Annotated in this window: 10 protein-coding genes; 6 read left to right on the forward strand and 4 right to left on the reverse strand. The window is 70.3% G+C overall.

Annotated elements, in window-relative coordinates; all coding sequences use genetic code 11:
• Position 1 precedes the first annotated feature (1 nt).
• The 3 genes from MFF13_RS20625 to MFF13_RS20635 all read right to left on the reverse strand — a co-directional run bounded on the left by MFF13_RS20625 (position 2) and on the right by MFF13_RS20635 (position 3,231).
• Entirely contained in the window at positions 2-691 is a 690-nt protein-coding gene (locus MFF13_RS20625; protein WP_238272851.1) for a uracil-DNA glycosylase, read from the reverse strand.
• Positions 688-2,211: a bifunctional metallophosphatase/5'-nucleotidase gene (locus MFF13_RS20630; RefSeq protein ID WP_238272852.1), complete on the reverse strand. Its 1,524-nt coding sequence runs from the start codon at positions 2,209-2,211 to the stop codon at positions 688-690. The genes MFF13_RS20625 and MFF13_RS20630 overlap by 4 nt, the downstream gene beginning before the upstream one ends.
• 66 nt (positions 2,212-2,277) lie before the next feature.
• Positions 2,278-3,231, reverse strand: a complete 954-nt coding sequence (locus MFF13_RS20635) for a class I SAM-dependent methyltransferase (protein WP_147754115.1) — start codon at positions 3,229-3,231, stop codon at positions 2,278-2,280.
• 163 nt (positions 3,232-3,394) lie between these two features.
• On the opposite strand from MFF13_RS20635, the gene hemH reads away from it, so the two are divergent.
• Both hemH and MFF13_RS20645 read left to right on the forward strand, forming a co-directional pair.
• The gene (hemH, locus tag MFF13_RS20640; RefSeq protein ID WP_147761600.1) at positions 3,395-4,480 is read left to right on the forward strand and encodes a ferrochelatase; all 1,086 of its coding nucleotides are present in this window, start codon (positions 3,395-3,397) and stop codon (positions 4,478-4,480) included.
• A gap of 156 nt (positions 4,481-4,636) precedes the next feature.
• Positions 4,637-4,798 carry a hypothetical protein gene (locus MFF13_RS20645; protein ID WP_187273622.1) on the forward strand — a complete coding sequence of 54 codons (162 nt, stop codon included), beginning with the start codon at positions 4,637-4,639 and terminating at the stop codon, positions 4,796-4,798.
• Between the two features lie 41 nt (positions 4,799-4,839).
• Here MFF13_RS20645 and MFF13_RS20650 read toward each other — a convergent pair whose 3' ends face one another.
• Positions 4,840-5,760 (reverse strand): peptidylprolyl isomerase, encoded by a 921-nt coding sequence (locus MFF13_RS20650; RefSeq protein ID WP_147828786.1) that lies wholly within the window; start codon positions 5,758-5,760, stop codon positions 4,840-4,842.
• A gap of 287 nt (positions 5,761-6,047) precedes the next feature.
• Here MFF13_RS20650 and MFF13_RS20655 point away from each other — a divergent pair, with 287 nt between their 5' ends.
• The 4 genes from MFF13_RS20655 to MFF13_RS20670 all read left to right on the forward strand — a co-directional run bounded on the left by MFF13_RS20655 (position 6,048) and on the right by MFF13_RS20670 (position 12,305).
• Entirely contained in the window at positions 6,048-6,455 is a 408-nt protein-coding gene (locus tag MFF13_RS20655; RefSeq protein WP_238272853.1) for a hypothetical protein, read from the forward strand.
• A 202-nt stretch (positions 6,456-6,657) separates the two neighbouring features.
• The gene (secA, locus tag MFF13_RS20660) at positions 6,658-9,555 is read left to right on the forward strand and encodes a preprotein translocase subunit SecA (RefSeq protein ID WP_147828788.1); all 2,898 of its coding nucleotides are present in this window, start codon (positions 6,658-6,660) and stop codon (positions 9,553-9,555) included.
• A 54-nt stretch (positions 9,556-9,609) separates the two neighbouring features.
• Positions 9,610-10,275: a dethiobiotin synthase gene (bioD, locus tag MFF13_RS20665; RefSeq protein ID WP_147828789.1), complete on the forward strand. Its 666-nt coding sequence runs from the start codon at positions 9,610-9,612 to the stop codon at positions 10,273-10,275.
• A gap of 176 nt (positions 10,276-10,451) precedes the next feature.
• Positions 10,452-12,305 (forward strand): potassium transporter Kup, encoded by a 1,854-nt coding sequence (locus tag MFF13_RS20670; protein ID WP_187273624.1) that lies wholly within the window; start codon positions 10,452-10,454, stop codon positions 12,303-12,305.
• The last annotated feature ends 16 nt before the right edge of the window (positions 12,306-12,321 follow it).

A 12,321-nucleotide genomic window follows, 5' to 3' on the forward strand; every position in this document is an offset into this window, starting at 1 on the left:
TTCAGGGCAGGCGCCATTCGATCGGCGCCAGTCCGCGCTCGGCGAGCCAGGCGTTGGCGCGTCCGAACGGGGCCGAGCCCGGGAAGTCGCGGGCGCGGTTCAGCGGCGATGGGTGCCCGCTCTCGAACACGCCGTGGCGGTCGCGGTCGACCAGCGCGGCGCGCGCCCGCGCCTGCGCCCCCCAGAGCAGGAACGCGGCGGGCGTCGCGCGGGCCGACACCGCCGCGACCGCCTCGTCGGCGAGCGCCGCCCAGCCGTAGCGGAGATGCGCGCCGGCTTGGCCGGCCTCGACGGTGAGGGCGCTGTTCAGGAGCAGAACGCCCTGCCGCGCCCAAGGCGTGAGGTCGCCACGCGTCGCCTTGTCCGGCTCGACCTCGGCGAGGATCACCTTGAGCGAGGCCGGCAGGCGGCGCGCGCCGACATAGGAGAAGGCGAGGCCGTTGGCGTCCCCCGGCGTCGGGTAAGGGTCCTGCCCGAGGATCACGACCTTCACCTCGGGGAGCGGCGTCAGCGCCAGGGCGGCGAAGATGTTTTGGGGCGCCGGCAGCACCTCCGCGCCCGCCGCGATGCGTTCGTCGACGCGCGCCGCGACCGCGTCCGCCGCGCCGCCGGCGAAGAACGGCAGAGCGAGCCACGGGGAACCGCTCGCCCGGAAGTCGGCGAGGGCTGCGGAGGCGGAAAGCTTCGTCATCGACCGACCAGGATGCGCTCGCCTTCGCGCACGGCGATCGGCGCGTGGCGGGCGACATAGTCGATCACCGCGTTGGCGACGAGCCCGCCATCGGTCGCGCCGACCAACGTCCGCCCTTGCGCCAGCATGCCGTAGCCGTTGCCGCCTTCGTACAGGAAGTTGTTGGACGCGACCCGGTAGAAGCGGGCCTCGTCGAGGGGCGCGCCGCCGACCTGCACCGACACGATCCTGGCGCCGGCCGGCGCGTCGGGGTCGACCCGCACGGTCAGCCCCGAGACCTGCACGAAGCGACCGGCCGGGCGGCCGAACTCGCCGAGACCGGTCTCCAGCAGGGCGCGGACCTGCGCGCCGGTGATCGCCACCGAAACGATGGTGTTGCCGAAGGGAAGCTCGGTGAGGATGTCGCGCCGCGTCAGCACGGTCCCGGCCGGGTAGAGCCGGTTGCCGCGGATGCCGCCGCCGTTCATCACCGCGACGTCGGCCTGCGTCGCCTCGCGCAGCGCGTCGGCGACGAGGTTGCCGAAGCTCGCCTCGCGGGCGCGCACCGCGGCGATCCGGCTGTCCAGCGGGCGCGCCGTCTCGCCGACGGGCACGTCGAGCCGGCGCGACAGGTCGGCTTCCAGCCGCCGGACCAACGCCAGGGTCTCGGGATCGGGCACGACGTAGCTCGAATCGTGGATGCGGAAGCTCGGCCGCCAGGAAACGGCGCGCGTCTCTCCCTGGACCGAGATCGTCGCAAAAAGGTCGATGGCGGTGACGTAGTGCGCGTCGCTGCTCGACTCCGCCAGCACGCGGCGGCCGTCGTAATGCACCACGAGGTCGTGGTCGTGCCCGGACAGCACGATGTCGGCATAGCCCGCCTCCAGCATCGCCAGATCGGTCGGACGCGCCGTATGGGTCACCGCGACGACGAGGTCCGCCCCTTCGGAGCGCAGCGCCTTCTCCTGCTCGGCGAGGGTCGCGAGTTCGGGGCCGAAGCGCAGGTCGCCGCTCTGGGACTTCTCCGGCGTCGATGCCAAAGCGATGCCGACGATCCCGACGCGCACGCCGCCCAGCGTCAGGATCGTGCGGTCGCGGATCCCCGGGATCGCGCCGCCCGCCCCGTCGCGGAGGTTTGCGGCAAAGCACGGAAAGGCGGCGGCGCGCATGCGCTCGAGGAAGGTTTCCGGCCCGAAGTCGAACTCGTGGTTGCCGGGCACGAACACGTCGGGGGCCGCGATATTGAGCAGGTCGACGATGTGGCCGCCCTTGTCGGAGCCGGACATCAGCGAGGGCGAGAGCGTGTCGCCGGCGTGAACGTAGAGCACGGGGACGCCCCGTGCGCGTTCGGCCTTCACGATGGCGTTGAGCCGCGCAAAGCCGCCGCGGCCGGCCACCTCGCCCATCAGGTAGACGTCGTTGACCAGGAGCAGGGTCAGCGTCGGCTCGGGCGACGCTTCGGCGGCGCGGGCTGGCGTCGCCAGCCCGGCGGCCAGGCCGGCACCGAGGCCGAAGGTCTGGCGGCGATTGGGTGGGGGCATGGCGCGGCTCGACCGTGGCGGATGGCTTGCCCTACGCCGCGTCCCGTGACGCGCGCGCGACGCCCGCTATCGGTTCGAGAAGGTCTCGCGCACGGCCTTGGCGTTGCGGCGGACCATCGGCCAGATCCAGGCGCCCGACGCGAGGTAGGCCGCGGCCGGCATCGGCTTCAACTCCTCGGCGAGGCGCTGGGCGAGGCCCGGCGAGCGGATCGCGACCGGGGGCGCGTCGGTCTTGCGGTAGACCACCGTCGTGTCCTCGCGCCAGTACCCGGTATGGGGCACCAGGCCGGCGCGGCGGGCCGTGAGGTCGAAGGTGTCGCGCACGAAGCCGTGGACGTGGGCGAAGTGGAAGCGCTCGTGCGGCGGCTTGCCGGTGGCGGCCATGTTCGGCACCGCGGCGTAGAGCACGCCGTCGGGCTTGAGCCAGCGGGCCAGCCGCTCCATCACGTCGGCCGGGTCGCGCAGGTGCTCCATCACGTGGTGGGTGGTGATCACGTCGAACGTACCAGGCTCGAACCGGTCGTCGCCCGCGTCGTCCAGCACCTCGACGCCGTGCGTCGTGCGGGCGTAGGCGGAATAGTCGCGGCCCGGCTCGACGCCGATCGCCTCGCAGCCGCGCGCCCGGGCGGCGGCCAGGAACTCGCCGGAGCCGGAGCCGAAATCGAGCAGGCGCGCGCCCGGCACGAGCTTCGGCGCCAGCAACTCCGCCCGGAACGCGGCCTCGCGCGCCGAGCGCTTGAGGTGCACGCGCGGCGGGCCGCCGGCGAAGGCGAGCTGGTAGTCGGCGCGGTAGGCGTGGGCGTAGTAATCCGCCAGCTCGGCTGGCGTCGGCATCGGGTCGGTGCGGATCAGGCCGCACTCGGCGCAGGCGATCGACTTCAGCGTCTTCAGCCGGCGGTCGGTCTCGGCGACGGTGACGCTCTCGGTCGAGCCGCACAGATTGCAGGCCGTGGGCGCCCCCGTGTAGGGGTAGCCGGTGAACGGCATGAAGTGGTTCAGGAAGTAGCGGGGAGACTGCATGTCGCGCTCTCGTCGGCCGGATCTTCGCTGGCAGGCTTCGTGCTCTAGTTAGATATCCGATCCCGCACAACCGCAGCGCCGTCGTGCGGCCGCGCGGCCCCACGAAGCCGCGCCCCCGGCGGCTCTAGGACAGGAAGCGGCCGCCATGGCCGAGAACCTTACCATGAACGAACGCGTCGCACCGACATCCCTGTCGGCCGTCACCTCCGTCGAGCCGCAGCGCGCCGCCGGCTCCGGCACGCTTCCGGCCGAGCACCCCCCGGTCCGCTGGGGCCGCGTCGGCGTGCTGCTGATGAACCTCGGCACGCCGGAGGGGACCAGCTACTGGCCGATGCGCCGCTACCTGAAGGAATTCCTGTCCGATCGCCGGGTGATCGAGGTGCCGCGCCTGATCTGGTGGCCGCTGCTCAACCTGATCATCCTCACCAAGCGTCCCGGCCCGAAGGGCAAGGACTACGCGAGCGTCTGGAACAACGAGCGCGACGAAGGCCCGCTCAAGACCATCACCCGCGGCCAGGCCGAGCGGCTGCAGGCGGCGATGGGCGACAGCGTGGTGGTCGACTGGGCGATGCGCTACGGCAAGCCCGAGGTCTCCCTGCGGATCCAGGCGCTGCTCGACCAGGGCTGCGACCGCATCCTGCTGGTGCCGCTCTACCCGCAATACGCCGCCGCGACCTCGGCCACCGCCTGCGACCAGGCGTTCAAGGCGCTGATGCAGATGCGCTGGCAGCCGACCGTGCGGGTCTCGCCGCCCTACCACGACGACCCGGTCTACATCCGCGCGATGGCCGATTCGATCCGCGAGGGGCTGGCCAAGCTCGACTTCGAGCCGGAGGTGATCCTCACCTCGTTCCACGGCGTGCCGAAGAGCTACCTGCTCAAGGGCGACCCCTACCATTGCCAGTGCGTGAAGACCGGGCGGCTGATCCGCGAGGAGCTGGGCTTCTCGACCGAGCGGATGCGGACCACCTTCCAGTCGCGCTTCGGCAACGAGGAATGGCTGAAGCCGTACACCGACGAGACCGTGCAGACCCTCGCGAAATCCGGCGTGAAGCGCATGGCGATCGTGGCGCCGGGCTTCACCGCCGACTGCCTGGAGACGCTGGAAGAACTCGACGGCGAGAACCGGCACTACTTCGAGGACAACGGCGGCGAGCGCTTCGCCTACATCCCCTGCCTCAACGACAGCGACCTCGGGATGAAGGTGATCGAGACCGTGGTGCGGCGCGAGCTTCAGGGCTGGGTCTGACCGCCCGGCCCGTCCGGGCATCGTGGCCGGCGTGTCGGGCCGTCAGCTCGCCCGCCATCTTGCGAAGCTTCGGCGCGCGGCTATCATCGCGCTCTCGACGCCGGGCAGCCCGGGTCCGCAAAGGTCCGGATAGCCCCGGTCCGCAAGGGTGATGAGATGGCGTTCTTTATCGGTATCGCCTGTCCCTGGCTCGTGATCGCCGTGCTCGACATCCTGGCGTCAAACCGGCGCACGAACGAGCTGACCGCGCTCGGCATCCTGCCCGAGGCTCAGACCACCACGGCGGAATCGGCCTACCTGTTCGCCGCGCCGAACTAGACGGGGGCCGGTCGCGCGGACGCGACCGGCGGCACCGGGCCTCAGGGCTTCTTCGGCTCCTCGGGGGCCGGGGTCGGCGCCGGGGCCGCGATCGGCTTGCCGTTCTCGTCGAAGCGCTCGACCTTCGCGTCCGCGCGCAGCTTCAGGATCAGGTCCTGCTGCGCCTTGCGGATCAGCGCCTGGTCGATCTGCTCCTTGAGCTCTTCGAAGGTCGGGACCGGCTTGTTGCGCTTCTCCTCGACCTTGATCACGTGCCAGCCGAACTGCGACTTCACCGGATCGGAGACCTGACCGGGCTGCAGCTTGAAGGCCGCGTCGGCGAACTCCTTCACCATCCGGTCCTTCGAGAACCAGCCGAGGTCGCCGCCCTCGGCCTTCGAGCCGGCGTCCTTCGTGGTCTCGGCGGCGACCTTGGCGAAGTCCTCGCCGCCCTTGATCCGCGCGGCGATCTTCTTGGCGTCCGCCTCGTTCTCGACGAGGATGTGCCGGGCGTGGATCTCCTCCTCCGGCTTCATCAGCTTGGCCGACTGGTCGTAGAGGGCGCGGGCCGCCTCCGGCGTCGCGGCCTTGCGGGCCTCGCGCTCGAGGTACTCGTCGAGGAGGAGCTTGTCGCGGAAGTAGGCGAGCTTGCGCTTGAAGTCCGGCGTGTCGCCGATCTTGGCGGCGTCGGCCGCCTGCGCGCCGACCTTCAGGTCGAGCATGTAATCGACGAGCAGGCCCTTCTTCTGCGCGTCGTCGACGCCCGGCAGCGACAGGGCCGGGTCCTCGGCGGCGACCGCGATGTCGCCGGCGGTGACCGGGATGCCGTTGACTTTGGCGACGACGCTGTCGGGCGACGGCAGCACCGAGGCGGCGACGGAGGGCTGGGCCGCCGGCGTCGGCGTCTGCGCGATGGCGGCGCCTCCGAGCGCGAGCACCAGGGCGAGCGCGCTCGCGCCGCTGAGGGTGTGGGTCTTCGACATGGCGTTGGCGTTCCTGGCGTGTTTCGCCCCGACCCGCCGCGGCCGAGGGCCGGACGTCGTCGCACGAGGCGTCGAGGAAGCGGCGTCGGAAGCCGCGGGAATCGGGCAGACAGGTGGATCGCGCGACGCCCAAAGGCAAGGCGCAAAGGAAGTCCGCAAAGGCGGCCGCGTGTTCGCGACGGCGTCACGCCGTCCGTCCGGTCGAAGGCGCCGGATGCGTTGACTCTGTTTCTTGAGCTTTCGTGAACGCGCTCCGCGGCAGGCTTGCCCGATCGATGGAGGCACGGATGCGCAGGATCTCGCAGATCGGATGGATCGCCTTGGCGGCGTCGGCTGCCTGCGCGCTGGCGGCGACGCCCTCGATTGCCGAGGCGCGCGGGTTCCGCTTGCGGCTCGGCGTCGGCAGCGCCGCCGCGGCGACGCCGGCTCCGGTCCCGCCGCACGCGACCCAGCGGATCGCGGCCGCCGCCATCCCGCTGCCCGTCGCAACCGCGTCCGCCAGCGCCGCAGCCATGATCGCAACGGCGCGACCCACGCCGGAGGCGCCCGCCCCGGTCTCCGGGCTGACTCCGGTGACGCTGCCGAACACGTCGCAGCTTGCGAAGCCGTCCCGGTCCCCTGTGCGCGTCGCCGGCCCCTGGTGCCCGCCGGGCCGCGTCGTCGGCGCCGGGGCCGGGTTCTGCGAGATCAACTGAAGCCGCGGGTCCGACGCCGGAGCGCACCGGGTCGCCGAGCGTGGGCCGGGGCTGCCCTGTGAGGCGCCTCTGCGCAGCCCATCGCGCGCCGGCCTCTTTTAGATGCGGCCTGCGATATTTACCTCTATAAGCCCGACCAACTCAGCCAAGGCCAGCCGTCTGCGGGAGACCGCAGACGGGCTTTCCCGTTTGCAGGTTCACGATGCTCGGTGCCCTCGCCAAGAAGATTTTCGGCTCGTCGAACGACCGGCGCGTGAAGGGCTATCGTCCCCGCGTCGCCGCGATCAACGAACTCGAAGCCGAGATCCAGGTCCTGTCCGACGAGGCCCTGCGCGCCCGCACCGACATGCTGAAGGCGGAACTCGCCGCCGGCAAGAGCCTCGACGACATCCTCGTTCCCGCCTTCGCCACCGTGCGCGAGGCGGCCAAGCGGGTGTTCGGCCAGCGCCACTTCGACGTGCAGTTGATCGGCGGCATGGTGCTGCACGAGGGGGGCATCGCCGAGATGAAGACCGGCGAGGGCAAGACTCTCGTCGCGACGCTGCCGGTCTACTTGAACGCGCTGTCGGGCAAGGGCGTCCACGTCGTCACCGTCAACGACTACCTCGCGGCCCGCGACGCCGAGTGGATGGGGCAGGTCTACCGCTTCCTCGGGCTCACCGTCGGCACGATCGTGCACGGCCTCGACGACGAGCAGCGCAAGGACGCCTACGCCTGCGACATCACCTACGGGACCAACAACGAGTACGGTTTCGACTACCTGCGCGACAACATGAAGTACGAGATGTCCCAGCTGGCGCAGCGGGGGCACAACTTCGCGATCGTCGACGAGGTCGACTCGATCCTGATCGACGAGGCGCGCACGCCGCTGATCATCTCAGGCCCGGTCGACGACCGCTCGGAGCTCTACGTCACCGTCGACGCGCTGATGCCGATGCTGGTGCCGGCCCACTACGACCTCGACGAGAAGCAGCGCACCGTCTCGCTCACCGAGGAAGGCAACGAGTTCATCGAGGATGCGCTCCGCGACGCCGGCATCCTCAAGGAGGGCGACCTCTACGACGGCCACAACGTCACCATCGTCCACCACGTGAACCAGGCGCTTCGCGCCAACACCCTGTTCACGCGCGACAAGGACTACATCGTCAAGAACGACGAGGTGGTAATCATCGACGAGTTCACCGGCCGCATGATGCAGGGTCGGCGTTACTCGGAGGGCCTGCACCAGGCGTTGGAGGCCAAGGAGCGGGTGACGATCCAGCCCGAGAACCAGACGCTGGCCTCGATCACCTTCCAGAACTTCTTCCGGCTCTACGACAAGCTCGCCGGCATGACCGGCACGGCCTCGACCGAAGCCGACGAGTTCGCCGAGATCTACAAGCTCGAAGTCGTCGACATCCCGACCAACAAGGAGGTCGAGCGCGTCGACGAGGACGACCAGGTTTACCGGACCGTCGAGGAAAAGTACGCCGGCATCATCGAGGAGATCGAGACGGCGCATGCGCGCCACCAGCCGATCCTCGTCGGCACCGGCTCGATCGAGAAGTCGGAGCTGATCGCGGAGCTGCTGAAGAAGGCCGGCTTCACCCTGCTCGATTATTCCGACCCGAACGCGCTGACCGACGTCTACGCCGCAGCGCGCGAGGGACGCGTGACCAAGCGCTTCGCGGTGCTGAACGCCCGCTTCCACGAGCAGGAGGCCTACATCGTCGCCGAGGCCGGCGTGCCGGGCGCGATCACCATCGCCACCAACATGGCCGGCCGCGGAACCGACATCAAGCTCGGCGGAAACGTCGAGATGCGCGTCGAGAAGGAGCTCGCCGGGCTTGAGGACGGCCCGGAGCGCGACGCCCGGGTCGCCGCGATCAAGGCCGAGATCGCCGAGAACCGCACCAAGGTGCTGGCGTCGGGCGAGCCGGCCAACCCCGAGGCCGGCCGCAAGAAGGCGCTTCCGGGCGGCCTCTACATCATCGGCACCGAGCGCCACGAATCGCGCCGCATCGACAACCAGCTTCGCGGCCGCTCCGGCCGCCAGGGCGACCCCGGCCGCTCCAAGTTCTTCCTGTCGCTGCAGGACGACCTGATGCGGATCTTCGGCTCCGACCGCATGGACGGCATGCTGCAGAAGCTCGGCCTGGAGCAGGGCGAGGCGATCATCCACCCCTGGATCAACAAGGCGATCGAGAAGGCGCAGCAAAAGGTCGAGGCGCGCAACTTCGACATGCGCAAGAACGTGCTCAAGTACGACAACGTCATGAACGACCAACGCAAGGTGGTGTTCGAGCAGCGCCGCGACTTCATGGGCCAGGACAGCGTCGCCGAGACCGTCGAGGAGATGCGCCAGGCGACGATCGACGACCTCGTCGCGACCCACATCCCCGAGAACGCCTACGCCGAGCAGTGGGACGTGGTGGGCTTGCGCGAGCGCGTCACCGAGGTCCTGAACCTTCAGGAGCCGATCGAGGATTGGGCGAAGGAAGAGGGCATCGCCGACGAGGAGATGCGCGAGCGCCTGAAGAAGGCGGCCGACGCCGCCTACGCCGCGCGCTCGGAGAAGAACGGCGCCGAGGTGATGACCTACATCGAGAAGCAGGTGCTTCTCCAGACCCTCGACCACCTTTGGCGCGAGCACCTCGTGACCCTCGACCACCTGCGGCAGGTGATCGGTTGGCGCGGCTTCGCCCAGCGCGACCCGCTGAACGAGTACAAGTCCGAGGCCTTCGACCTGTTCAATGGCCTCGTCACGCAGCTGCGCGAGCAGGTCACCAGCCAGCTCTCGCGCGTGGAGATCATGTTCCAGGAGCCGGAGGCGCAAGCGAACCCGTTCGGCCAGTCCCCCGGCCTGCCGCAGATGTTCGCCCAGCACCTCGATCCGGTCACCGGCGAGAACGAGATGGCCCGTGACGGCCGCGGCTCCGGCAGCGACGGCGGCGGCGGACCGGCCTACGGCTACGCGGCGCAGGGGCTCTCGGCCGACGGCGCCGTGCTGGAGCGCGACCCCGACGACGCCACCACCTGGGGCCGCGTCGCCCGCAACGAGCCCTGCCCGTGTGGCTCGGGCAAGAAGTACAAGCACTGCCACGGCAGCTACTCGGCCTGAGAGGGCGATTCTCCCTGCGCCTCTGCGGCAAAGGGAGAATCGCAGCGGGTATCCATGACGACCGTCTTCATCGCGGGCGCCGGCACCGAGATCGGCAAGACCTACGTCACGTCGGCGATCGTGCGGCGGCTGCGGGCCGACGGGCGTGACGTGCGGGCGCTGAAGCCCGTCGCGAGCGGCGTGCCGCCGGTGGGCGACCCCGGGTTCGCGGACAGCGACACGGCGTGGCTTCTGGCGGCGCAGGGCGTCGCAGTGTCGGAAAATTCGGTCGCGGCCTGCTCGCCCTGGCGCTACGCGGCGGAGCTCGCCCCTGACCAGGCGGCGGCGCTCGAGGGCCGCACGCTGGAACTCGAGGCGGTCGTCGCCTGGTGCCTCGAGCGGATGGAAGCCGAGGCCGGCACGCTGCTGATCGAGGGCGTCGGCGGCCTGATGAGCCCGGTCACCCAGGAGGCGACCGGCCTCGGCTGGCTCTGGTCGCTGGCCTGCCCCGCCATCCTGGTCTCGGGCAGCTACCTAGGGGCGATCAGCCACACGCTCACGGCCTACGAGACCTGCCGCGCCGCCGACGTGCCCGTGCTTGCGATCGTCGTCAACGAGAGCCCCGGCGCCCCGACGCCGCCGGAGACGGTCGCCGAGGCGATCGGCCGCCATGTCGAGGTGCCGGTGATCGTGATCGCTCGCGACGCGCCCTGCCCCGACGCGCTCGCCGCCCTGGTCTGACGCCCGGCCGACACACATCCTCGCGATCGTCGGCCACGGCGCACGGTTCCGATGGACGGGCGACCGGCGCCTGCTAGCGTCGCGCCAAGAAACGACGAGGGCGCCCGGTGAGCGAAAGTCATGACCGCGCGGAGGGCGGCGCGAAGCCTTCCGCCGCGCAGGGGTTCCGCCCCGCCCTGCTGCTCGGCGCGCTCGGCGTCGTCTACGGCGACATCGGCACCAGCCCGCTCTACGCCTACAAGGAGGCGGTCCGCGCCGCGAGCGGCGGCGGCAACGCCGACCCGATCGCGGTGGTCGGCGCCGTCTCGCTGATCCTGTGGGCGCTGATCCTGATCGTCTCGCTGAAGTACGCGGTGCTGATCCTGCGGGCCGACAACGGCGGCGAAGGCGGCATCGTCGCGATGCTGGCGCTGCTCGGCGCCCGACACGCCAAGCCGCACTCGTGGCAGGCGTTGCTGCTCGTCGTCGGGCTGATCGGCGCGGCCTTACTCTACGGCGACGGCGCGATCACCCCGGCGATCTCGGTGCTGTCGGCGATCGAAGGCCTGAAAGTCGATGCTCCCGCGCTCGGCCGCTACGTCGTGCCGATCACCATCGCGATCCTCGTCGCGCTGTTCCTGGTGCAGAGCAAGGGCGTCGCCTTCATCGGGAAGATCTTCGGGCCGGTGATGCTGCTGTGGTTCCTCGTCCTCACGCTGATGGGGCTCGGCGGAGTCCTGCACAAGCCGGAGATCCTGGCCGCCGCCAACCCGCTGAAGGCGGTGGAATTCCTGTTCCATGCCGGCTGGCACGTCAGCTTCGCGATGCTGGGCGCGGCCTTCCTCGCCGTCACCGGCGGCGAGGCGATGTATGCCGACCTCGGTCATTTCGGCGCCCGGCCGATCCGCATCGCATGGTTCGCCCTGGTGCTGCCGGCGCTGGTGATCAACTATTTCGGCCAGGGCGCGCTGCTGCTGGCCTCGCCCGATGCGATCGAGAACCCGTTCTACCGGCTCGCGCCGGGCTGGGCGCATTACCCGCTGATCGGGCTCGCCACGATGGCCACGGTGATCGCCTCGCAGGCGATCATCTCGGGCGTCTTCTCGCTCACCCAGCAATCGGTCCAGCTCGGCTTCCTACCGCCGATGCACATCGTCCAGACGGCATCCGAGGAGCGCGGGCAGATCTACGTGCCGGCGGTGAACTGGCTGCTCGCGGCGGCCACCATCGCCGCCGTCGTTGTGTTCGAATCCTCGGACGCCCTCGCCGGCGCCTACGGCATCGCCGTGTCGCTGCTGATGGCGATCACCACGCTGCTCGCCGCGCTGATCGCCCGCAAGTGGGGCTACAACCTCGTCGCGATCCTCGCGGTGAACGGTTTCTTCCTGGTGATCGACCTCGTCTTCCTCGGGGCCAACAGTGTAAAGCTGTTCGAGGGCGGCTGGTTTCCGCTGGTCCTCGCCGGCATCGTCGCGCTGATGATGCTGACGTGGCGGCGCGGCAACCAGCTCGTCGAGGAGGCGCGCGCCGGCCTGCGGCAGCCGGAGGACGCGTTCCTCGCCGGGCTCCAGCACCGCGACCTCGTCCGGGTGCGGGGCACCGGGGTGTTCCTGTCGGCGGCGACGCACGGCATCCCGCTGCACCTGTCGCGCTTCGTCGAGCGCAGCCATGCCCTCCCCGAGCGGGTGCTGATCGTCTGCGCCCAGTACGAGGAGACCCCGACGGTGCCGCGGGACGAGCGCGGGCACGTCACGATCCTGGCCCCCGACTTCTACCGGGTGACCCTGCGCTACGGCTTCATGGAGGACGCCTCGATCCCCGACGGGTTGGCCTGCGCCGTCGAGCACCGCCGGCTGCCGCCGCAGATGCTCGACGACCTCACGGTGTTCATCGGCCACGAGACCATCATCCCGAAGAACGACCACCGTGGCATGCAGCCCTGGCGCGAGAGCCTCTACGCCTTCATGCAGCGAAACGCCGAGCGCACAGGCGCCTTCTTCGGCGTTCCGACCCGGCAGGTGGTGGAGGTGGGGACCGAGATCGAGATCTAGCAGGCTGCTGCAGAAG

Source organism: Methylobacterium cerastii, assembly GCF_022179125.1.
GTDB lineage: Bacteria > Pseudomonadota > Alphaproteobacteria > Rhizobiales > Beijerinckiaceae > Methylobacterium > Methylobacterium cerastii.

Excerpts from the sequence above, each read along its gene's own strand:
- MFF13_RS20630 (WP_238272852.1), bottom strand. The coding sequence starts at position 2,211 with ATGCCCCCACCCAATCGCCGCCAGACCTTCGGCCTCGGTGCCGGCCTG.
- hemH (WP_147761600.1), top strand. The coding sequence starts at position 3,395 with ATGAACGAACGCGTCGCACCGACATCCCTGTCGGCCGTCACCTCCGTC.
- MFF13_RS20645 (WP_187273622.1), top strand. The coding sequence starts at position 4,637 with ATGGCGTTCTTTATCGGTATCGCCTGTCCCTGGCTCGTGATCGCCGTG.
- bioD (WP_147828789.1), top strand. The coding sequence starts at position 9,610 with ATGACGACCGTCTTCATCGCGGGCGCCGGCACCGAGATCGGCAAGACC.
- secA (WP_147828788.1), top strand. The coding sequence starts at position 6,658 with ATGCTCGGTGCCCTCGCCAAGAAGATTTTCGGCTCGTCGAACGACCGG.
- MFF13_RS20625 (WP_238272851.1), bottom strand. The coding sequence starts at position 691 with ATGACGAAGCTTTCCGCCTCCGCAGCCCTCGCCGACTTCCGGGCGAGC.
- MFF13_RS20650 (WP_147828786.1), bottom strand. The coding sequence starts at position 5,760 with ATGTCGAAGACCCACACCCTCAGCGGCGCGAGCGCGCTCGCCCTGGTG.
- MFF13_RS20635 (WP_147754115.1), bottom strand. The coding sequence starts at position 3,231 with ATGCAGTCTCCCCGCTACTTCCTGAACCACTTCATGCCGTTCACCGGC.
- MFF13_RS20655 (WP_238272853.1), top strand. The coding sequence starts at position 6,048 with ATGCGCAGGATCTCGCAGATCGGATGGATCGCCTTGGCGGCGTCGGCT.